The sequence below is a fragment of the Variovorax sp. 05T418 genome (assembly GCF_056396385.1).
On the sequence record NZ_JBFTLJ010000003.1, the window covers coordinates 248,387 to 267,909 of the forward strand.

Below are 19,523 nucleotides of genomic sequence, written 5' to 3' on the forward strand. Positions count from 1 at the left end.
CTCTCAAGCCTTCGGCAGGCGCCGCCTTGCCTTGACCGCCGACGCCAGGCCCTCGAGCACCGGCACCGTCTGGGCAAAGCCGATGCAGGCATCGGTGATCGAGACGCCGTGCTTCAGCGCCGCGCCGGGCTTCAGGTCCTGCCGGCCTTCCTCGAGATGGCTCTCGATCATGAGGCCCGTGATGCGCCGCTCGCCGGCCGCGATCTGCGCCGCCACGTCTTCGGCGACCACGATCTGCCGCTGGTGCTGCTTGCTGCTGTTGCCGTGCGACACGTCGATCATCACCTGCGGCCGCAGGCCGTTCGCCAGCAGCGCCTCGCAGCTCGAAGCCACATCCGCGGCCGAATAGTTGGGCGCCTTGCCGCCGCGCAGGATCACATGGCAGTCGTCGTTGCCGCGCGTCTCGAAGATCGCCGCCATGCCCATCTTGGTCATGCCCATGAAGGCATGCGGCGCACGCGCTGCGAGGATCGCGTCGGCCGCAACCTTCACGCTGCCGTCGGTGCCGTTCTTGAAGCCCACCGGGCAGCTCAGGCCCGACGCCAGCTGCCGATGGCTCTGGCTCTCGGTGGTGCGGGCGCCGATGGCACCCCAGGCGATCAGGTCGGCAATGAACTGCGGGCTCAGCAGGTCGAGGAACTCGGTGCCGGTCGGCAGGCCCAGCGTGGTCAGCTCGAGCAGCAGGCGCCGCGCGCGCTCCAGCCCTTCGTTGATCGCGAAGCTGCCGTCCAGGTGCGGGTCGTTGATGTAGCCCTTCCAGCCCACGGTGGTGCGCGGCTTCTCGAAATAGGCACGCATCACGATCAGGAGGTCGTCCTGCAGCGAGTCGGCGACGGTCTTCAGGCGCTGCGCGTATTCGATGGCCTGGTCGTGGTCATGGATGGAGCATGGCCCAACCACCACGACCAGCCGGTCGTCGCGGCCGTGCAGCACGTCGGCGATGGCCGCGCGGCTGCCTTCGACCAGCGCCAGCGTGTTGTCGCGCACGGGCACGCGCTCCTGCAGCAAGGCAGGGGTGATGAGCGGACGGACCGCGCCGATGCGCACGTCGTCGATGCGGGTGGTGTCGAGCGTGCTGTCGCGAGAGCCGATCTCGGCATCGTGGAGAGGGTCGTCGAGGCGGGGCATGGTGGTGGCTGTGGTTTCGAACGGAGCTTGGCGGATTGTCCTCTTCCACAAGTACCTTAACCGCGCGGGTCGCTTCGCGGCGAACGGGCCTGCGCCCCGCTGGCCGCACCCAGGCTCTGTGCAATGAATGCCGCAAAGGGCTTGATGTCGCCCTGGCCGCTTGCTGAGTTCAGCGCGGCCATATAGCGATCGCGATCTTCGAGGCGCAACACCGTCCAGGGGAACCCGCCCGAGGCCAGCATGGCGTTCATGAGGAAGCGCCCGAGCCGCCCATTGCCGTCCATGTATGGATGAATGAAGACGAACATGAAATGGCCCAGCACCGCGCGCACGGCGGCCGAGGGCTCGTCGCGCAGCAACTCGAACAGGACCGGCATCATCTCGCGCACCGCTTCGCGCGGGGGCGGCACGTGCTGCGCGTTGCGGATGTAGACCTGATGGCCCCGGTAGCCCGCGAGATCCGATGCCGCGAGGAGGCCTGCGGTCACGCTGGGCGAGAACATCGCCCGGAACCAGGCACCGTGGTCGCCCTTGAGAACGTTCCCGGCGTTCGCGCCCGCGAAGATACTCTGGATGGACGCCTTGACCTCGTTGTGCGCAAGCCAATAGCCGTGCGCCGCCATCGCATCCCGGGATTGGTGGTCCTGCTCGTGGATGTCCTCGTTCCAGTCTCCGTTCGCGACGCGGCGAATCAGTTCCGGCGTGACTCTGTAGCCTTCGATGGACAGCGAGTGATAGGCATCGGTGACATAGGCGTCTTCGACCGCGCGCATGTATGCGGCAACGTCGTCAGGCCGGCCCGGCTCCTTCAGCGGGAAGGCGCTCGCCGCATCGTCGCGCATCGAGGCCCACATGAGCCGCAATCTGGAAACATAGGGGGACTCGATGCGGTCGCCCGGAACAATTCGCAGAGGGGTTTCGAATGGATTGGCCTCGGTGACCTGATTGCCCAAGGCCCGCATGAAACCGACGATGTCATCCGCGATCGCGTCCCGGCCCACCGCGCGGAACGCACCGGCGAGGCGGCCGGCAACCGTGCCGTGGTTGCCTTCCGCAAGCACGCGGCTCAGCTCGGACGCGTCGCTGATGGACAGCAGCGCGACTTGCGCGTCCTCGGCGGAGGCCCTGAAGAAGTTCTCCGGCACTTTCAGGAGCGCCTGGGCCAGTGTCATCGTACGGAGATTGCCGACGCTGTCGCGCCGGTCGGCCGCTGGAAAATCCCTCGCCTGGTAGTCCATGAGCGAGAACCCGTTCGGCAAGTCGAGCACGCCGTTCTTGCCCAGTGGCGCATGCACGACGACCTGCTTGGGCAGCAAGGTCGTCCCGGCGTGCAGTTTCAGCGAATATTCCGCCGACACGCACCAGTCGGAGCCGAATCGGGCGTTGCAGTAGGCGGCAATGAAGTCCTTCATCCCCGCGATCCACGGCGTCGTGTCACCAGCCTTGGCGGAAGGGCTGGCGGACATGTACCAACCCTGGATCACCGGCTGGAGAAACCCCGCGCCCACCAACGCTTCGCGATCCGCGCGAGAGAACTCGCCCGTATTGAAGACACTCCGGCCTTGCTCCTGCAAGGTCCGCAGTGCTTCCAGGGCGGTGGCGAGCCGCCGCTGCGCCGGGGTGGCTGTACGAACGGCGACGGGAGTTGCCATGTGCAGGGTCTCGCTTTGCTGGCGGCAGCTGGTAGTCGATTGCCAGGTTCTTTTGCCAGTTGATTGCTAGATTTTATTGCAAATTCATTGCTAGACTATCTTGCAAAGCCCACACTCACTCCACCGTCACGCTCTTTGCCAGGTTGCGCGGCTTGTCGACATCGGTGCCGCGCGCGCAGGCCGTGTGGTAGGCCAGCAACTGCAGCGGCACCACGTGCAGCAGCGGCGAGAGCGCGCCGTAGTGCTCGGGCATGCGGATCACGTGCAGGCCTTCGCTGCCCTTGATCCTGGTGTCGCCGTCGGCCAGCACGTAGAGCACGCCGCCGCGCGCGCGCACTTCCTGCAGGTTGCTCTTGAGCTTTTCGAGCAGGGTGTCGTTGGGCGCCACGGCCACCACGGGCATCTCGCTGGTCACCAGCGCGAGCGGGCCGTGCTTGAGTTCGCCGGCGGCGTACGCCTCGGCGTGGATGTAGGTCACTTCCTTGAGCTTGAGCGCGCCTTCGAGCGCGATCGGATAGTGCAGGCCGCGGCCGAGGAACAGCGCGTTGTCCTTGCGCGCGAAGTCTTCGGCCCAGCCGATGATCTGCGGCTCGAGCGCGAGCACCGATTGCAGCGCGACGGGCAGGTGCCGCATCTCCTTCAGGTAGCGCGCCTCGTCGGCTTCGCTCAGGCGCCCCTTGGTCTGCGCGATGGCGAGCGTCAGCAGGAACAGGCCGGCCAGCTGCGTGGTGAAGGCCTTGGTCGAGGCCACGCCAATTTCCACCCCGGCGCGCGTGATGTAGGCCAGCTTGCATTCGCGCACCATGGCGCTGGTGGCCACGTTGCAGATGGTCAGCGTCTGTTCCATGCCAAGCGAGCGCGCATGCTTCAAGGCGGCCAGCGTGTCGGCCGTTTCGCCCGATTGGCTGATGGTGACCACCAGCGTCTTCGGATCGGGCACCGAATCGCGGTAGCGGTATTCGCTCGCGATCTCGACCTGCGTCGAGATCTTCGCGATGCTCTCGAGCCAGTACTTGGCGGTGCAGCCGCTGTAGTAGCTGGTGCCGCAGGCCAGGATGAGGATCTTGTCGATGTCCTTGAACACGCGGTGCGCGCTGGCACCGGTGGCGCCGTCCTGCCCGACGCCGTCGAACAGCTCGGGCACGATGCCGGCCACGCCCTCGAGCGTGTCGCCGATGGCGCGCGGCTGCTCGAAGATCTCCTTCTGCATGTAGTGGCGGTACGGGCCGAGCTCGGCCGCGCCGCTGTGCGCCTGCACGGTGCGCACCTGGCGCTGCACGGGCTTGTGGTGGCGGTCGACGATCCAGTACTTGCCGGGCTGCAGGTCGACCACGTCGCCTTCCTCGAGATAGACGATCTGGTCGGTCACGCCGGCCAGCGCCATGGCGTCGCTCGCGAGGAAGTTCTCGCCGCCCTCCTTGCCCGCGCCCAGGATCAGCGGCGAGCCGGCGCGCGCACCCACCACGCGCTGCGGCTCGTCGCGGCACATCACGGCAATGGCATAGGCGCCGTGCAGCTGCAGCACCGCGGCCTTCACGGCCTCGAACAGGTCGCCGTCGTAGAGGCTGTCGACGAGGTGGGCGATGACCTCGGTGTCGGTCTGGCTCTCGAACACGTAGCCCTTGGCCTCGAGCGCCGCGCGCAGGGTTTCGTGGTTTTCGATGATGCCGTTGTGCACCAGCGCGATGCGGCCTGGCCGCGCGCCCTGCGCGTCGGCGCCCGGGCCGTGGCTGAAGTGCGGATGGGCGTTGTGCACGGCAGGCGCGCCGTGCGTGGCCCAGCGCGTGTGGGCGATGCCGGTCAGGCCTTCGACATGGTCTTCGCGCACCTGCGTGACGAGGTCCGCCACGCGCGAGGTGGTGCGCGCCCGCGTGAGGCCGCCCGCATGGACCGCCACGCCGCAGGAGTCGTAGCCGCGGTATTCGAGCCTTTGCAGGCCCTGGACCAGGACCGGAACGATGTTGCGATGGGACGCTGCGCCGACGATGCCGCACATGGTGAGCTGCCTTTAATCTGGAGAAGAGGCTCGATGGTAGGAAGCGGATGAAAAAATATGCGGTCGAAATTCGATGGATTTCGAACTTTTCTTTCATCGACTCAGGTAGTTGGATTTTTATTCCATAATCCCATTGAATATGGAACCATTTTCCCCCGATGCAATAGACCTCCGCCTGCTCGACGCGCTCCAGCGCGATGCCTCGCAGACCAACCAGCGGCTGGCCGCCGAGGTCGGCATCTCGCCGCCCACCTGCCTGCGCCGCGTGCAACGCCTGCGGCAGGAGCGGCTGATCGAGCGCCAGGTCGCACTGCTCTCGCCCGACCGGCTTGCGGCGGTGCTGGGCCACGGCCTGCAGGCGGTGGTCGAGATTTCGCTGGACCGGCAGGACGCCGCGGCCCTCGATGCCTTCGAGGCCCGCGTGATCGCCGACGACGCCGTGCAGCAATGCTGGCGCGTCTCGCCGGGGCCGGACTTCGTGCTGGTGGTGGCGGCGCGCGACATGCCGGACTACAGCGCCCTGGCGCAGCGCCTGTTCACGGCCGACGGCAATGTGCGCAACGTCAAGGCCTTCTTCAGCCTGAAGCGCGCGAAGTTCGATCCCAGGGTGCCGCTCACGCCCTGAGGCGCCACGGCAGGCGCCCTTCGATCAGGCCTTCGGCTGCTTCTGCGGCCGCTTCCAGTTCGCAAAACTGACCTGCTTGCCGCGCGCCACCGTGAGCGCGCCGGGCTCGGTCGACTTGTTCACCGTCGAGCCGCCGCCGATGGTGCCGCCCGCGCCAATGGTGACCGGCGCCACCAGCACGCAGTTGCTGCCCACGTGCACGTCGTCCTCGATGACGGTGCGGTGCTTGTTGGCGCCGTCGTAGTTGGCCGTGATGCTGCCCGCGCCGTAATTGACGCGCCGGCCCACGCTGGCATCGCCCAGGTAGGCCAGGTGATTGGCCTTGGCGCCCTCGGCCAGGGTCGAGTTCTTGACCTCGACGAAGTTGCCGATGTGCACCTCGGCGCCCAGCTGCGCGCCCGGCCGCAGCCGCGCGAAGGGGCCGACCAGCGCCCTTTCGCCCACGGTCACGCCGGCCTTCTCGCCGTCGATGTGGGTGAAGGGATGGATCACCGCACCGGCCTCGATGCGCGCATTGGCAATCACGCAATTGGCGCCGACGCGCACGCCCTCGCCCAGGAACACCGAACCTTCGAACACGCAGTTGACGTCGATCTCGACGTCGGCCTCGCAGGCCAGCGCGCCGCGCAGGTCGAAGCGCGCGGGATCGGCCAGCCGCACGCCTTGCGCCATCAGCGCTTCGGCCTGCCGCAGCTGCCAGGCGCGCTCCAGCGCCGCCAGCTGCGCGGGGCTGTTGATGCCGGCGACCTGGAGCGCATCGTCGATGACATGCGCGACCACGGGCACGCCGTCGGCCGCGGCCAGCTTGACGATGTCGGTGAGGTAGTACTCGCCCTGGGCGTTGCGGTTGTCCAGCCGCGAGAGCCAGCCCTTGAGCAGCGCGGCGGGCACGGCCATCACACCGCTGTAGATCTCGCGGATGCCGCGCTGCGCCTCGGTCGCGTCCTTCTGCTCGACGATGGCCTTGACCTCGCCGCCCGCCTGCCCTTCGGCACGCACGATGCGCCCGTAGCCGGTGGGATCGTCGAACTCGATGGTCAGCAGCGCGAGCCGCCGGCCGCCGCTGGCGGCGATCAGCGCGCGCAGCGTGTCCTCGCCGATCAGCGGCACGTCGCCCGACAGCACCAGCACCGTGCCGTCGTCGGGCAGGAGCGGCGCCGCCTGCTGCACCGCGTGGCCGGTGCCCAGCTGCGGCTCCTGCCGCGCAAACTGCAAGGCGGCGCCGATGGCGTTGCCGGCCATGGCGGCCTCGACCTCGGCCGCGCCGTGGCCGGTCACCACCACCACGTGGCGCGCGCCGATGCGCGCGGCGGTATCGGTCACGTGCCCGAGCAGCGCGCGTCCGGCCAAACGGTGCAACACTTTGGGCAGCCTGCTTTTCATGCGCGTGCCCTTGCCGGCCGCCATGATGACGACGTCGACCGGTCCCTGGTTGTCTTGCGGAATCTGATTCATGCTTCTTTCTACCCGAATGCGTTGCGCCAAGTTGGCGCGGATTATCGGCGCGCTGCTGGCGGCGGCCGCGCTCGCGGGCTGCAGCACGGTCAGGCTGGCCTACAACAACCTGCCCGAGGTGAGCTACTGGTGGCTCGACACCTACCTCGATTTCGACGGCGCGCAGACGCCCAAGGTGCGCGACGAGCTCGCACAGCTGCTGACCTGGCACCGCCAGAACGAGCTGCCGCGCATTGCCAGCCTGCTGCAGGAAGCCCAGGCCCTGGCGCCGCACGACGTGACCGCGGCCCAGGCCTGCCGCATGGCGGACCAGATCCGCGAGCGCCTGCTGGCGGTCGCCGAGCGCGCCGAGCCGGCGGGCACCGAGCTGGCATTGAGCCTGACCGCGGCGCAGCTGCAGCAGCTCGAGCGCAAGTACGCGAAGAACAATGCCGACTATCGCAAGGAATGGCTCGAACGCAGCGCCGCCGATGTGCAGGAGAAGCGCTACGACCGCTTCCTCGACCGGCTGGAGGATTTCTATGGCCGGCTGAGCCCGGAGCAGCGCGAGCTGCTGCGGCGGCAGGTGGCGCAATCGGTGTTCGATCCGCGGCTGGCCGATGCCGAGCGCCGCCAGCGCCAGCAGGAGGCGCTGCAGCTCTTGCGCGGCTTCAATGCCGCCAAACCCTCCGCGGCCGAGGCGCGCGCGGCCATCCATGCCTACGTGATGCGCATCGCCGAGCCGCCGCCCGGCCCCTGGCACGATCACCAGCAGGCCCTGCTGCAGGAAGGCTGCCGCAACCTGGCCGCGCTGCACAACACCGCCAGCGCCGCCCAGCGGGAGCAGGCGGTGCGCCGGCTGCAGGCCTACCACGACGACCTGCGGCAGCTGGTGGCCGCGCGCTAGCACGGTCGCCGGGCAGCTGCTAGATCAGCGGCGTCGGCCGCATCGGGCGCTCGAAGTAGTCTCCCAGCGCCTCGAGCGCGCGAGGCTCCAGGATGCGCAGCCAGCCGGCGTCGAGCTTGTAGAGCCCCAGGCTCTGCAGCCGGCGCAGCGTCTTGTTGGTATGCACCAGCGACAGCCCCAGTGCATCGGCCAGGTGCTGCTGGCTGAACGGAAACTCGACCCAGCCGTCGCGCACCATGCCCACGCGCTGGGCCCGGCGGTACAGGTGCATCAGCAGCATGGCCACGCGCTCGGCCGCGTTGCGGCGGCCCGTGGTGACCAGGTTGTCGTCGACCAGCTTTTCCTCGCGCGCGGCCAGCCAGGTGATGTCGTAACCGAGCTTCGGCTGGGCATGGAACAGCTCCCAGAGCCGGCCGCGCGGAAACACGCAGAGCGTGGCCTCGCTCGCGGCCTCCACGCCGTGCGTGTGGCCGTCGGCAAACTCGTCCTGCAGGCCGATGAAGTCGCCGGGCAGCAGAAAGCTCAGTATCTGGCGCCGGCCGTCGCTCAGCGTCTTGTAGCGAAAGGCCCATCCGGCATAGAGCGTGAACAGCTCGGCGCTCGGCCGGTGCTCGTCGATGATGGTGGCGCCGGCGGCGACGCGGCGGGAGCCGGCCCTGAAGGATGCGATGGCTTCGAGCTGTTGCGGCGCCACCGGCAGGAAGGCTTCCATCTTTCGCAGCGCGCAGCGCTCGCAGGGGTGGGGGCCCGCAGGGGGCGAGGCGGGGGGTGCATGGTCCTCGAATTTCACGCGCCACTATAGGCTTCGGACCTGTGTCTTTTGACATTTCGCGGGGCCCGGGAGATTCATACACTTCGCACGCCTTCCGCTTCCGAACGCATGACAGAAAAGCAAGCTCTCCACGAAGTCTTCTATTGCAGCATGCTCACGCCGGACCTGCCGCCGGCCACCGTGGGCTCGATCGTGACCCTGGCCCGCGCACGCAATGCCCAGTACGGCATCACCGGCCTGCTCGTCTTCGACGGCATGCGCTTCTGCCAGCACCTCGAAGGCCCGCATGGGGCGGTGGAGACGCTGATGCGCCGCATCGAACAGGACCGCCGGCACACCGACATCAAGATTTTCCGCCGCGGCCCGCTTGCGTCACGCCGCTACAGCGGCTTTGGCATGGGCCTGGCCGAAAGCGAAGGGCCCGACCTCATGGCCGGCATCCGTGCGCTGGACGGCGAAGCCGCGTTGGCGCACTTCCTGGCCCTGCGCCCCAGCTTCGACATCAACGGCTGAAAAAAGAAAAAGGCGGCCGAAGCCGCCCTTTGCGTCCATGGGAGGTCGAGCAGCGCTCAGGCTTGGTCCCACGAGTAAGTGGCACCGTAGCCGTCCCATGCTTCCATGACGATGCGCTGGCCCGCGGCCACGTTCAGCGATTCGCCCGGGGCCAGCACCAGGTCTTCGCTGGCGCTGGCGGACGTGGCGTCCGGCGTGACCCAGACCCGGCCCTGCTTGACCCGCAGCACGCTGGCCGACCGCGCCTTCAGGCTCATCGCCTCGCCGGGCGCGATCTGCCAGGCGCCGCGGCGCACGGCCGGCGGAACGGCCGAAGCGGTGCGGGTGGAAGACGGCAGGGAAGCAAGCGATTGGGTGGTGCAGACGGCGGTGGACATGATGAAACTCCTTGGGCGTTGCCGAATTGCGATGACAAGACAGAGGCAATAGCGCAGTTCGGGAATGAATGATCGTTTCCATGGCGTTGGCAGTCCAATGAAAACGAGGTAGCCTACTGATTCCGAATCCGCATCAATGCTCCGATGCCGCCCACACCCCCATCCATGCAGCATTCGCAAACCCATCTGCGCTCCCGCCCCATTTCCGCGGGGCACCTGCGCGCCTTCGAGGCGGTGGCGCGCCATCTCAACTTCCGCGCCGCCGCCGAAGAAATGGCGCTCACCCAGTCCGCCGTGAGCCGCCAGATCCAGTCGCTCGAGGAAGAAGTGGGCGTGGCGCTGTTCCTGCGCCACACGCGGGCGGTGGAGCTCACGAGCGCGGGGGCGCAGCTGCTGCTTGCGGTGCAGCAGTCGCTGCCGCGCATCGACACGGCCGTGCGCCAGATCCGCCAGAGCGCGGGGCGCAAGAGCGTGTCGCTCACCACCTTTGCGTCTTTCGCATCGATGTGGCTGATCCCGCGGCTCGAGGCCTTCCAGCGCGACAACCCCGAGATCGACATCCGCATCGACGCCAGCGACGTGGCGGTCGACCTGGAGGTGGCGGACGTCGACATCGCGCTGCGCTACGGCACGCGCGAGGTCATGCCGCCCAACGCCGTGCGCCTGTTCGGCGAAACGCTCACGCCCGTGGCGAGCCCCTGGCTGCTCAAGAGCAGCCCGCCCATCAAGACGCCCGCCGACATCACCGGCTTCACGCTGATCGAGGCCGGCGACGCGCACCGCACGCACCTCGAATGGCTGACCTGGCGGCGCTGGTTCGAGGTCAACGGCCTGGAACGCGCGCAGCCCAGGCGCTGGCTCTATTTCAACTACGCCTACCAGATGGTGCAGGCCGCGCTCACCGGCCAGGGCGTGACGCTGGCGCGCAGCTCGCTCATCGCCGAAAGCCTGGCCAACGGCGACCTGGTGGAGGTGCTGCCGCAGCACCGCATGGATTCGCCGATGGGCTACTGGCTCATTGCCGGGCCGCGCAATGCGCTGCGGCCCGAGATCAAGGCCTTCTGGGACTGGCTGCAGGTGCAGGCCATCACCACGCGCGAGACCATCGGCGAGGTGCCCGATCCGGACACCGTCGACAACATCGACTGAGCCCCTTCAGCTGGTTGGCCAGACCACGCCGTTGTCGTTGAGGATCGCGTCCAGCGGCAAATCGTGCGCCTCGGGCTCGAAGTCTTCGAGGAAACCGTTGGTGAAGCCCAGCCCCACCGTGAACGGGCGCGGCTCCAGCGCCGCCAGCGTGCGGTCGTAGAAGCCGCCGCCGTAGCCCAGCCGGTAGCCGCCGGCGCTGTAGCCCACGCAGGGCACGAACAGCAGCGTGGGCACGATCAGCTCGGTGTCCTTGGGCTTGGGAATGCCGTAGGCGTCTTCTTCCATCTGGCAGCCCGGGTACCAGGCATGGAAGGTCAGCGTCTTGTGGACCTTGTTCATCACCGGCAAGCCGATGCGGCGGCGCTGCGGCTCGTCGATCAGCTCGCCGTCTTCCTTCCAGCGGTGCAGCGCGGGCAGCGGATCGAACTCGCCCTTGATCGGCCAGTAGGCGCCGATCACGGTGTCGGGCCGGCCCACCAGCCAGATCCGCATCACGCGCTGCAGCAGGTCGGCCTTGGCGAGCCGGTCGGGCATCGCCAGGCGCTGCTCGATCAGTGCTTTTCTCACCTGATCCTTGAGAAAACTCGTGGTCGCCGAGGTGTCGGCATCCTTTGACTTGTCCATAATCCCCCGATGCAGTTCCCAAGCATTTTGGCACCCATGCGGCATCGCCCGCGCAATACAGCGTCCGCGCTGGTTTTTTCCGCCGTCCTGGCTGCCGCCGCACTGCTTTCGCAGCAGCCCGCCGCCGCCCAGGCCAACAGCAACGACGACGTCCTGGTCCAGATGAAGCAGGCCTTCCAGCGCGGCGACAAGGGCCGGCTCGCGGCCCTGCTGCCGCAGGCGCGCGGCCATGCGCTCGAACCCTGGGCCGCCTACTGGGAACTCAAGGCCCGCCTGCAGGAAGCCGCGCCGAACGAAGTGCAGGACTTCTTCGCCCGCTACCCCGGCACCTACCAGGAAGACCGGCTGCGCAACGACTGGCTGCTGCTGCTGGGCCAGCGCCGCGACTGGGACGGCTTTTCCGCCGCGCTGGCGGGCTTTCGCATGGGCGACGATCCGCAGGTGCGCTGCTACGCGATCCTGGTCGAGGCCCTGCAATCGGGCAGCGCCACGCAGGCCCAGGCCAACGAGGTGCGCCGCAACTGGTTCGCGCAGAAAGAGGCGGACGACGGCTGCCTCACCGCGGCCGACCGCCTGGTCGCGGCCCGCCTGCTGTCGCCCAACGATGCCTGGACGAAGGCGCGCCTGGCCATGGAGACCAACCGCCCGCAGGCCGCGCGCGGCGCCGTGACCATTGCCGCGCCCGATGCGCTGCCGCTGTTCGAGGAGCTCAACGCCAGCGCGGCCAAGTTCCTGGCCGGCCGCGCCTTCGTGGCCGCCAAGTCGCGCAAGGAGCTGGTGGTGCTGGCGCTCATCAAGATCGCCATGGCCGACCCGGAGCAGGCCGCCACCCAGCTCGACAGCAAATGGGGCCCGATGCTTTCGGCCGAGGAGCGCAACTGGCTCTGGGGCACCATCGGCCGCCAGGCCGCGAGCAAGCTCTCGCCGCTGGCCGGCAGCTACTTTGCCAACGTCACGAAGAACGGCGACCTGACCGACGACATGCTCGGCTGGCGCGTGCGCGCCGCGCTGCGCAACGGCCAATGGAAAGAGGTGGCGCCCGCCATCAACGCCATGAGCGAAACGGCGCAGCTGGAGCCGACCTGGGTCTACTGGAAGGCGCGCGCACTCAGCGCGGCGGGCGGCGACGACCGCCGCGCGCAGGCACGCGAGCTCTACCAGAGCATTGCGGGCACGCGCGGCTTCTACGAGATGCTGGCGCTGGAGGAACTCGGCCAGCGCACCGTGGTGCCCACGCGCCCGGCGCCGCTCACGCCCGAAGAAAAGAACGCCGCGCGCAGCAACATCGCGCTCAACCGCGCGCTCTACGCCATTGCGATCGGCCTGCGCTCCGAGGGCACGCGCGAATGGAACTACGCCACCAACCTGCACGACAAGGGCGGCATGGACGACCGCGCGCTGCTGGCCGCGGCCGACTTCGCCTGCCAGCGCGAGGTCTGGGACCGCTGCATCAACACCAGCGAGCGCACCAAGGGCGTGATCGATGTCGAGCAGCGCTTCCCCATGCCCTTCCACGACACGGTGCTGCGCAAGAGCCAGGACATCGGCCTGGACCCGGCCTACGTCTACGGCCTGATCCGCCAGGAAAGCCGCTTCATCATGGACGCGCGCTCGGGCGTCGGCGCCTCGGGCCTGATGCAGGTCATGCCCGCCACCGCGCGCTGGACCGCACGCAAGATCGGCCTGGCCGGCTTCACGCCCGGGCAGATCAACGACCATGAAACCAACATCACCATCGGCACCAACTACCTGAAGCTCGCGCTCGACGACTTCGACGGCTCCATGGCGCTGGCCGCGGCCGCCTACAACGCCGGCCCGGGACGGCCGCGCAGCTGGCGCAACGGCCCGGTGATGGAAGCCGCGATCTGGGCCGAGAACGTGCCCTTCGGCGAAACGCGCGACTACGTGAAGAAGGTGCTGGCCAACACCACCAACTACGCCGCGCTGATCAGCGGGCGGCCGCAGTCGCTGAAGGAGCGCCTGGGCCGCGTGGGCCCGCGCGACGCGGCAGAACCCGAACCCAACAAGGATCTCCCCTGACATGAGCTGGGGCGGCCAGGTGCTCGACACCGTAGCGGCCGAATTCTCGGACGTGGGCGACGCCGCGCAGCTCACGCGCATCGTCGTTCGGCTGATGCTCGCGGCCGTGATCGGGTTCATGCTCGGCTTCGAGCGCGAGCAGCAGGGCAAGGCGGCGGGCGTGCGCACCCACATGCTGGTGGCCATCGGCTCGGCGCTGTTCGTGCTGATTCCGCAGCAGACGGGCATCGAGCCGGCCGACATGAGCCGGGTGATCCAGGGCCTGGTGGCGGGCGTGGGCTTTCTCTGCGCCGGCACCATCCTCAAGCGCGGCAAGGACGAGCACCATGTGCAGGGCCTCACCACCGCCGCCGGGCTGTGGATGACGGCCGCCATCGGCATGGCCTGCGGCCTCGGCCGCGAAGTCACCGCCATCCTGAGCGCATTGCTGGCGCTGGCCGTGCTCGCGCTGGTGCCGCGGCTGGTGGACCTGGTCGAGCGCATGGTCGGGCCGCCGCACGGCGAAGAAAAAGACCAGGCCGGCGCGGCGCCGCGCGTGATCGCCTCGCCTGAAGACGAGCAGCCGCGGTAGCGCATCAATCCGGCCGCATTTCGGCATCAATTGGCGGATGCGGCCCGGCTAGCATCGAAGGTTTTTCTCTCTCATCCCAACCGCAGGATCGCACCATGCGCAAGCTCTACATCGGCAACAAGAACTACTCGTCCTGGTCCATGCGGCCCTGGGTGCTCATGAAGCAGGCCGGCATCCCGTTCGAAGAGGTGAAGGTCCGCTTCGACTCCTTCGCGCCCGACTCGCACTTCAAGAAGACCATGGGCGCGATCAACCCGGTGGCCGAGGTGCCGGCGCTGGTGGACGGCGAGCTGGTGGTGTGGGACACGCTCGCCATTGCCGAATACCTGGCCGAGACCTTTCCCGAGAAGCAGCTGTGGCCCCGCGCCGCGGCCGAGCGGGCCCGCGCGCGCAGCATCTGCGCCGAGATGCATGCGGGCTTCGGCAAGCTGCGCAGCCTCTGTCCCATGAACATCGAGGCCTCGCTCGCCGAGGTCGGCGCACGGCTCCTGAAGGACAACCCCGCCCTGCAGGCCGACCTCGACCGCATCGTGCAGATGTGGAGCGGCCTGCTCGAGGCCCACGGCGGCCCGCTGCTGTTCGGCGGCTTCAGCATTGCCGACAGCTACTTCGCGCCGGTGGGCACGCGCATCAAGACCTACGGCCTGCCGGTGCCGCCGGCCATCAGCGCCTACATCGAGCGCGTGCAGGCGCTCCCCGGCGTCAAGGCATGGATCGACGATGCCCTGGCCGAGAAGGACTTCGTGGCGTTCAACGAGCCCTACCGCACGGCGCGCTGAGGCTCCTCGAAGAATCCCGCCGCCTCAGAAGCGGTAGGTCGCCGAGAGGTAGGTCACGATCGGGTTCAGCTTGAGCCTGGCCTCGCTGGTGGCGATCGGCAGGCCAGTGATCGTGGTGGTCGTGAGCTTGGCCTTGGTCTTCAGCGGAATGTAGGAGACCGAGAACGACACGCCCCAGTGCTTGTCGATCTGGTAGGCCACGCCGGCGTTGAGCACGGGCGCGAACGAGCTGTCGAGCTTGGCGGTGGTCGAGGTGGAGAGCGGCCGCTGGCGCAGCTGGCTGCCCAGCGCGCCCTGCAGCCCCGGCGTCAGCTCGATGTCGCTGTACCAGACATAAGTCGCGCCCAGGCCCACGAACGGGCGGAGGGCCGCGTTGCCCTCGTTGAAGTAGTACTTGCCAAGAATGGTGGGGCTCCACTGGCGCGCTTGGCCCAGCTCGCCCACGCGGCCCAGCGTGCCGGTGCCGTTGAGCTTGAACTTCGGCGGAATGCCGAACACGCCCTCGACAGCCCAGTGGCTGTCGACGAAATAGACCGCGCTCAAGCCCAGCGTGTCCGAATCGCTGATCGATGCGCCCGACCCCGCCAGCACGCTGCGCACCGGCGCCGTCAGCGTGAGCGGCTTGCTCGAGTCCTGCGGCGCAAAATGAAGCCAACCCGCGCCGACCACCCAGTCTCCAGCGTTCTGCGCCCACGCGCTTCCGGACGCCAGCGCGCCCACTGCGGTCAGCGCAAGCATTGTTTTCTTCATGACGTGATTACTCCTTTTGGTTTAAAAATCTGCAGCGCGCGGCCTCCACTGCGACAGCGGCTACCTTTCAGGCAAATCGGCGAACGATCCTGCGATTCGCCTGAAAATTATCGAACGGTCGTTCTATTTTTTCCAACTGGAGTAATCCCTACACTGGGCGCATGAAAACCTATCTCGTCGGCGGCGCGCTGCGCGACCGGCTGCTGGGGCGGCCGGTGTCGGACCACGACTGGCTGGTGGTGGGCGCCACGCCCGAGGAAATGGCGGCGCGCGGCTACCTGCCCGTGGGGCGCGACTTTCCGGTGTTCCTGCATCCGCAGACCCGCGAGGAATACGCGCTGGCCCGCACCGAGCGTAAGAGCGCGCCCGGCTATCGCGGCTTCACCGTGCACGCCTCGCCCGACGTCACGCTCGAGCAGGACCTGGCGCGGCGCGACCTCACGGTCAACGCGATCGCGCTGCCTGCCGAATTCGTGGGCACCGACGGCCGCTTCGAGCCCGACGCCGGCAAGCTCGCCGACCCCTTCCATGGCCGGCGCGACCTCGAGCAAAAGCTGCTGCGGCACGTCACGGACGCCTTTCGCGAAGACCCGGTGCGCATCCTGCGGGTGGCGCGCTTTGCGGCCCGCTTCGACGATTTCTCGGTGGCGCCCGAGACCATGGCGCTGATGCGCGAGATGGTCCAAGCCGGCGAAGCCGATGCGCTGGTGCCCGAGCGCGTCTGGCAGGAGCTCTCGCGCGGGCTGATGGAAACCCGCCCGTCGCGCATGTTCGAGGTGCTGCGTGCCTGCGGCGCGCTGGCGGTGCTGCTGCCGGAGGTCGACCGGCTCTGGGGCGTGCCGCAGCCCGAGGCCCACCACCCCGAAGTCGACTGCGGCGTGCACCTGATGATGGTCATCGACACCAGCGCGAAGCTGCAGGCCTCGCTGCCGGTGCGCTTCGCCTGCCTGATGCATGACCTCGGCAAGGGCACGACCGAGCCTGGGCTGCTGCCGCGCCACATCGGCCACGAGAAGCGCAGCGCCGAACTGCTGCACGCGGTGTGCGACCGCTGGCGCGTGCCGGTCGAGATCCGCGAGCTCGCCGAGGTGGTGGCGCGCGAACACGGCAACATCCACCGCAGCGGCGAACTCGCGGCCGCGGCGCTGGTGCGCCTGCTGGAGCGCTGCGATGCGTTTCGCAAGCCGGCGCGCTTTGCCGACGTGCTGCTGGCCTGCGAATGCGATGCGCGCGGCCGGCTCGGCTTCGAGGACCGGCCCTATCCGCAGCGCGAGCGGCTGCTTGCCGTGCTCGCCACCGCCGCGGGCGTGCCCACCGAGGCCGTGGCGCGCGCGGCGCAGCAATCCGGCGCCGCCGGGCCGCAGATCGGCGAGGCGATCCACCGCGCACGCGTGGAGGCGGTGGCCGCCTTGCCGGGCTGAAGCTCCGCCGCCGCATACGTCCGACTTTGGCCGACACGGGAATGGCCGGGTCCGTGCTATGGTTTTCACCAATGCCAATGTCCTCCCAGTCGCCGCCTCCGTTGGGCCGAGATACCGCCCTCTTTCTCGACTTCGACGGCACGCTGGTCGCGCTCGCACCCACCCCCGAGGCGATCGAGATTCCTCCCGCCCTGGCGGGCCTGCTCGAAGACCTGCGCGACCAGCTCGGCGGCGCGCTGGCCGTGGTGTCGGGCCGCCAGATCGATGCCATCGACCGCTTCCTCGCGCCGCTGCGCCTGCCCGCCGCGGGCGAGCACGGCGTGCAGCGGCGCGACGCGCAGGGCCGCATGCAGGAGCAGCACGCGCCCGATCTCGCGCCCATCCTGGACATCGCCAACGAGCTGGCCCGCGTGCATGAAGGCCTGCTGGTCGAGCGCAAGCACGCAGCCATTGCGCTGCACTACCGGCTCGCACCGCAGCTGGAGGCCGTGTGCCGCGACGCCATGTCGCGCGCCATTGCGGGCCGGCCGCTGCTCGAGCTGCTGCACGGCAAGTTCGTGTTCGAGGTCAAGCCCACCGGGGTCAACAAGGGCATCGCCATCGAGGCCTTCATGACGGAGGCGCCGTTCGCCGGGCGCCTGCCGGTCTTTGCCGGCGACGACACCACCGACGAGAGCGGCTTCGCGGTGGTGCAGCCGCGCGGCGGCGTTGGCATCAAGGTCGGCTCGGGCCCGAGCCTGGCGCTGCACCGGCTCGAATCGCCGCGCGCGGTGTTCGAATGGCTGGTGCAGCTGCGCGACCAGCTGGCCGCGCCGGCCCACAAGAAAAACGAATCCCCGAGGAGCGATGGATGAGCGAGCTGCAATTGTCGAAAGCACCCGAGGACCGCGCGGGCCTGTCCATTTCCGGGGCAGCCGGGCCCGCCGACCAGGCGCCGGTCGACCCGCGCGTTGCGGCTTCCGGTGCGCCGCGCGGCTTCGGGCCGCCGGCCGAACCCTCGCTCAACGTGGGCGTGATCGGCAACTGCGCCTACAGCGCGCTCATCGATGCACGCGGGCGCGCCGTGTGGTGCTGCCTGCCGCGCTTCGACGGCGACCCGGTCTTCAACGCGCTGCTGCACCCGGGCGAGGAGGCCGGCGCCTGGGCCATCGAGATCGAGGACTTCGCCTCGAGCAAGCAGTGGTACGAACCCAATACCGCGGTGCTGCGCACGCAGCTGTTCGACAGCGCCGGCCAGGGCATCGAGATCACCGACTTCGCGCCGCGCTTCTACAGCCGCTCGCGCTACTTCCGGCCGCTGATGATGGTGCGCCGCGTGCGGCCGATTGCCGGCGCGCCGCGCATCCGCGTGGCGCTCGATCCGCGCTTCCAGTGGGGCGCCTCGGGGCCGCTGGAGGTCACGCGCGGCAGCAACCACATCCGCTACGTGGGGCCCGACGTGACACTGCGGCTCAACACCGACGCATCGATCTCGCACATCCTTTCGCGCCAGCCCTTCGTGATCTCGCGCGAATACAACTTCATGTTCGGCGTCGACGAAACCCTGCTCGACGGCATTGCCGACACCGCGCGCAGCTTCGAGCAGGAGACCATCGCCTACTGGCGCACCTGGAGCAAGCGGCTCGCGATTCCGTTCGAATACCAGGACGCGGTGATCCGCGCGGCCATCACGCTCAAGCTCTCGCTCTACGAGGACACCGGCGCCATCGTCGCCGCCATGACCACCAGCATTCCCGAGGCGCCGGGCAGCCAGCGCAACTGGGACTACCGCTACTGCTGGCTGCGCGATGCCTTCTTCGTGGTGCGCGCGCTCAATTCGCTGAGCGAGGTGGGCACCATGGAAGACTACCTGCGCTGGCTCGGCAACGTGGTGATCGGCTCGCACGGCGAGCACATCCAGCCGCTGTACGGCATCGGTCTGGAGCGCGAGCTGCCCGAGTCGATGGTCGAGAACCTCGCGGGCTACCGCGGCATGGGGCCGGTGCGCGTGGGCAACCAGGCGCAGGAGCACTTCCAGCACGACGTCTACGGCAACATCGTGCTCGGCGCGGCGCAGGCCTTCCACGACCACCGGCTGCTCGCGCGCGCGGGCCGGGCCGAGTTTCCGCACCTCGAGGCCGTGGGCGAGCAGGCGATCCGCGTCTACGGCACGCCCGATGCCGGCATGTGGGAGCTGCGCACCCGCGCCCGCGTGCACACCAGCTCCGCGCTCATGAGCTGGGCCGCCTGCGACCGGCTCGCCAAGATCGCGCGCGCGCTGGCGCTGCCCGAACGCGCCGCCTACTGGCACGGCCACGCCGCGCGCATGAAAGAAGAAATCCTCGCCAAGTCGTGGTGCGAGGAGCGCCAGGCCTTTGCCGAAAGCTTCGGCGGCCATGAACTGGACGCCAGCATCCTGCTGATGGTGGAGGTGGGGCTGATCGACGCGCGCGACCCGCGCTTCATCTCGACTGTCGACGCCATGGAAAAGTCGCTCTGCGACGGGCCCTACATGCGCCGCTACGAGGCGGCCGACGACTTCGGCAAGCCCGAGACCGCCTTCAACATCTGCACCTTCTGGCGCATCGACGCGCTCGCCAAGATCGGCCGCAAGGCCGAGGCGCGCCAGATCTTCGAGACCATGCTGGCGGCGCGCAACCCGCTCGGCCTGCTGTCGGAAGACACGCACCCGGTCACGGGCGAGATGTGGGGCAACTTTCCGCAGACCTACTCGATGGTCGGCATCATCAATGCGGCCGTGCGGCTGTCGGCGCCGTGGGACTCGTGCATATGAGCGCCGCGCCGG

Annotated in this window: 18 protein-coding genes; 10 read left to right on the forward strand and 8 right to left on the reverse strand. The window is 68.6% G+C overall.

All coding sequences use genetic code 11. The features are described 5' to 3' along the window. Positions 1–3 precede the first annotated feature (3 nt). The 3 genes from AC1DMS_RS07160 to glmS form a co-directional block, all read right to left on the reverse strand. Positions 4–1,128 carry a 3-deoxy-7-phosphoheptulonate synthase gene (locus AC1DMS_RS07160; RefSeq protein ID WP_012746152.1) on the reverse strand — a complete coding sequence of 375 codons (1,125 nt, stop codon included), beginning with the start codon at positions 1,126–1,128 and terminating at the stop codon, positions 4–6. Between the two features lie 56 nt (positions 1,129–1,184). Further along, positions 1,185–2,780, reverse strand: coding sequence for a Fic family protein (locus AC1DMS_RS07165; protein ID WP_062363116.1), 1,596 nt, complete (start codon positions 2,778–2,780; stop codon positions 1,185–1,187). A gap of 115 nt (positions 2,781–2,895) precedes the next feature. After that, the gene (gene glmS, locus AC1DMS_RS07170; RefSeq protein ID WP_018903607.1) at positions 2,896–4,776 is read right to left on the reverse strand and encodes a glutamine--fructose-6-phosphate transaminase (isomerizing); all 1,881 of its coding nucleotides are present in this window, start codon (positions 4,774–4,776) and stop codon (positions 2,896–2,898) included. Between the two features lie 139 nt (positions 4,777–4,915). Here glmS and AC1DMS_RS07175 point away from each other — a divergent pair, with 139 nt between their 5' ends. Continuing rightward, positions 4,916–5,401: an Lrp/AsnC family transcriptional regulator gene (locus AC1DMS_RS07175; protein WP_012746149.1), complete on the forward strand. Its 486-nt coding sequence runs from the start codon at positions 4,916–4,918 to the stop codon at positions 5,399–5,401. Positions 5,402–5,425: 24 nt separating this feature from the next. Here AC1DMS_RS07175 and glmU read toward each other — a convergent pair whose 3' ends face one another. Continuing rightward, positions 5,426–6,856 carry a bifunctional UDP-N-acetylglucosamine diphosphorylase/glucosamine-1-phosphate N-acetyltransferase GlmU gene (glmU, locus tag AC1DMS_RS07180; RefSeq protein ID WP_418146806.1) on the reverse strand — a complete coding sequence of 477 codons (1,431 nt, stop codon included), beginning with the start codon at positions 6,854–6,856 and terminating at the stop codon, positions 5,426–5,428. A 31-nt stretch (positions 6,857–6,887) separates the two neighbouring features. Here glmU and AC1DMS_RS07185 point away from each other — a divergent pair, with 31 nt between their 5' ends. Beyond that, positions 6,888–7,742, forward strand: a complete 855-nt coding sequence (locus AC1DMS_RS07185) for a DUF6279 family lipoprotein (protein ID WP_230537737.1) — start codon at positions 6,888–6,890, stop codon at positions 7,740–7,742. A 19-nt stretch (positions 7,743–7,761) separates the two neighbouring features. Here AC1DMS_RS07185 and AC1DMS_RS07190 read toward each other — a convergent pair whose 3' ends face one another. Next, positions 7,762–8,454, reverse strand: a complete 693-nt coding sequence (locus AC1DMS_RS07190; RefSeq protein WP_012746146.1) for a Crp/Fnr family transcriptional regulator — start codon at positions 8,452–8,454, stop codon at positions 7,762–7,764. Positions 8,455–8,622: 168 nt separating this feature from the next. Between AC1DMS_RS07190 and AC1DMS_RS07195 the strand changes: the two genes are divergently transcribed. Next, a complete protein-coding gene (locus AC1DMS_RS07195) occupies positions 8,623–9,027 on the forward strand; it encodes a BLUF domain-containing protein (RefSeq protein WP_012746145.1) in 405 nt (134 codons plus the stop codon). Positions 9,028–9,083: 56 nt separating this feature from the next. Here AC1DMS_RS07195 and AC1DMS_RS07200 read toward each other — a convergent pair whose 3' ends face one another. Continuing rightward, positions 9,084–9,404, reverse strand: coding sequence for a DUF2917 domain-containing protein (locus AC1DMS_RS07200; protein WP_012746144.1), 321 nt, complete (start codon positions 9,402–9,404; stop codon positions 9,084–9,086). A 165-nt stretch (positions 9,405–9,569) separates the two neighbouring features. Here AC1DMS_RS07200 and AC1DMS_RS07205 point away from each other — a divergent pair, with 165 nt between their 5' ends. Continuing rightward, on the forward strand, positions 9,570–10,553 hold the full coding sequence (locus AC1DMS_RS07205; RefSeq protein WP_012746143.1) for a LysR substrate-binding domain-containing protein: 984 nt from the start codon (positions 9,570–9,572) through the stop codon (positions 10,551–10,553). A 6-nt stretch (positions 10,554–10,559) separates the two neighbouring features. Here the strand turns inward: AC1DMS_RS07205 and AC1DMS_RS07210 are convergent, their stop codons facing one another. Next, a complete protein-coding gene (locus tag AC1DMS_RS07210; protein ID WP_012746142.1) occupies positions 10,560–11,177 on the reverse strand; it encodes a 5-formyltetrahydrofolate cyclo-ligase in 618 nt (205 codons plus the stop codon). A 36-nt stretch (positions 11,178–11,213) separates the two neighbouring features. Here AC1DMS_RS07210 and AC1DMS_RS07215 point away from each other — a divergent pair, with 36 nt between their 5' ends. The 3 genes from AC1DMS_RS07215 (at position 11,214) to AC1DMS_RS07225 (ending at position 14,567) form a co-directional block, all read left to right on the forward strand. Continuing rightward, entirely contained in the window at positions 11,214–13,217 is a 2,004-nt protein-coding gene (locus AC1DMS_RS07215; protein WP_167313221.1) for a lytic transglycosylase domain-containing protein, read from the forward strand. 1 nt (position 13,218) lies between these two features. Beyond that, positions 13,219–13,788 carry an MgtC/SapB family protein gene (locus AC1DMS_RS07220; protein WP_012746140.1) on the forward strand — a complete coding sequence of 190 codons (570 nt, stop codon included), beginning with the start codon at positions 13,219–13,221 and terminating at the stop codon, positions 13,786–13,788. 95 nt (positions 13,789–13,883) lie between these two features. Next, positions 13,884–14,567 carry a glutathione S-transferase family protein gene (locus AC1DMS_RS07225; protein WP_478180837.1) on the forward strand — a complete coding sequence of 228 codons (684 nt, stop codon included), beginning with the start codon at positions 13,884–13,886 and terminating at the stop codon, positions 14,565–14,567. 24 nt (positions 14,568–14,591) lie between these two features. Here AC1DMS_RS07225 and AC1DMS_RS07230 read toward each other — a convergent pair whose 3' ends face one another. After that, on the reverse strand, positions 14,592–15,317 hold the full coding sequence (locus AC1DMS_RS07230) for an OmpW/AlkL family protein (protein ID WP_012746138.1): 726 nt from the start codon (positions 15,315–15,317) through the stop codon (positions 14,592–14,594). A 161-nt stretch (positions 15,318–15,478) separates the two neighbouring features. On the opposite strand from AC1DMS_RS07230, the gene AC1DMS_RS07235 reads away from it, so the two are divergent. The 3 genes from AC1DMS_RS07235 (at position 15,479) to AC1DMS_RS07245 (ending at position 19,511) form a co-directional block, all read left to right on the forward strand. After that, positions 15,479–16,738 (forward strand): multifunctional CCA addition/repair protein, encoded by a 1,260-nt coding sequence (locus AC1DMS_RS07235; protein ID WP_278880901.1) that lies wholly within the window; start codon positions 15,479–15,481, stop codon positions 16,736–16,738. A 71-nt stretch (positions 16,739–16,809) separates the two neighbouring features. Continuing rightward, positions 16,810–17,592, forward strand: a complete 783-nt coding sequence (gene otsB / locus AC1DMS_RS07240) for a trehalose-phosphatase (RefSeq protein ID WP_230537738.1) — start codon at positions 16,810–16,812, stop codon at positions 17,590–17,592. After that, positions 17,589–19,511 (forward strand): glycoside hydrolase family 15 protein, encoded by a 1,923-nt coding sequence (locus AC1DMS_RS07245; protein WP_012746135.1) that lies wholly within the window; start codon positions 17,589–17,591, stop codon positions 19,509–19,511. The genes otsB and AC1DMS_RS07245 overlap by 4 nt, the downstream gene beginning before the upstream one ends. The last annotated feature ends 12 nt before the right edge of the window (positions 19,512–19,523 follow it).